Genomic DNA, 1,475 nt, shown 5'->3' on the forward strand with positions numbered 1-1,475 from the left:
GCTCTTGCTGCTCAGTTGGGCTAATGGCCTCGCCTGCTTCCGCTTTCTTATCTTCAAATGCTTTCTTCACTGCTTCCGCATCGTTTAATGCTTTTTCAGCATTCGCAACGTCTGTCGCATCGTCAACACCATTACCGTTGCTGTCATTTACAGTCGGTACTCTAACATTATCAACATCATCTAAACGCTCTTTTAAATCATCTTTGATTTCACCTTCCGGTAGATCTTTTAATGCATCTTCTGCATCTTTTTTAGCTTTAGTGATTTCTTCATTTAGACTATCTAATTTGCCTTTCTCTTCTTGAGAAATCACACCATCTTTATTAGCCTCTTTTAATGCTTCTTCCGCTTTTGTTTCTGCGTCTTCCGCCTCTTTGACTAATTTCTCTGCATTTTCTAACGCAGGATCTTTATCCTGTCCTCCAACATCCGGTTTGTCTTTTCCTGTGTTGCCTTGATTATCTGTAGGGTCTGTTGGAGTTGGTTGTTCTGGAGCTGTTGACGAACCCCCACTATTTTTTGGAATTTCAATGGGATTAACTGCATCTAATCTTTCTTTCAGTGCTTCTTGTTCTTTATCTTTAGGTAGGTTTTTTAATGCTTCTTCTGCCTTTGTTTTTGCGTCTTTTATTGCTTGATTTGCTTCTTCAAGGGCAGCGTTTTCTTCTGCTGTGATTTGATTATCTTCTTTTGCTTTTTCAAGAAGATCTTTGGCTTTTTGGTAGGCTTTTTCGGCGGCTTTAACTGCTTCTTCGGCGGCGGTAATCTTAGTGCTTTCTACCCCCCCCCCCAGTATGGGATGATCCTTTGCCACCACTGCTTCCACCGCCTGCGGCTAATGCAATACCACCGAGCAATGCTGCTGCACCGGCTACATATGCCCAAGGGCTAAAACTTTGTCCATTTTCTAAGCTGGTAGTTAACGTTCCACTGGCAATGTCATTGCTACTAAAACCACTCATTTCCGCTTCAACTTGGGTAACGATAACCTTGCCTTGCTCAGCACCTTGCGCCGCACTGTCAAACACTGCAAAGCATTGCTGTTCTGCGCTACATTCGCCCCAGAATTCATCTATGATAACTTCAATCTTGTCTTTTTTGCTTTTTATGATGAGATCACTGCCTGATCGGGAAACTTGTAAATCTTCTGGAGTTTTCCCCGTTTCACTGTCTATAACGTGATACTCTTCTCCGGCAACAGCTAATTCAACATATTTGCCTTTTTTGGCAACTTTGCTTAAATCAATTCGCTGTCCTGATTTTGCTTTGATTAAAATTAGACTCATTAGAGTCCTCCTTTATGGTTGGTAAATAAATTTATTTAATATTTTTTCTTGTTTTATTTAATCTTTTATAAACAAAACTACTTCCTTTGCGTTACATTTTCTAAACTAAAAAATAGATTAAATTTTTCACAAGAATGCGCATACTATCTAATAAATACAAGGTTGTCAAAATAGGAAAGTAGTAGTAGT

Annotated in this window: 2 protein-coding genes; both read right to left on the reverse strand. The window is 39.6% G+C overall.

The genetic code is table 11. The features are described 5' to 3' along the window. Positions 1 to 814: GA-like domain-containing protein (locus JP36_RS10355; RefSeq protein ID WP_039174460.1), on the reverse strand; the 814-nt coding region annotated here is incomplete at its 3' end. Next, positions 768 to 1,286 (reverse strand): hypothetical protein, encoded by a 519-nt coding sequence (locus JP36_RS10360; protein ID WP_039174462.1) that lies wholly within the window; start codon positions 1,284 to 1,286, stop codon positions 768 to 770. The genes JP36_RS10355 and JP36_RS10360, both read right to left, overlap by 47 nt. Positions 1,287 to 1,475 lie beyond the last annotated feature (189 nt).

The organism is Gallibacterium genomosp. 1 (genome assembly GCF_000771875.1).
Classification (GTDB): domain Bacteria; phylum Pseudomonadota; class Gammaproteobacteria; order Enterobacterales; family Pasteurellaceae; genus Gallibacterium.

Bases quoted from the DNA above. Each gene is read 5' to 3' on its own strand.
- JP36_RS10360 (WP_039174462.1), bottom strand. From the start codon at position 1,286: ATGAGTCTAATTTTAATCAAAGCAAAATCAGGACAGCGAATTGATTTA.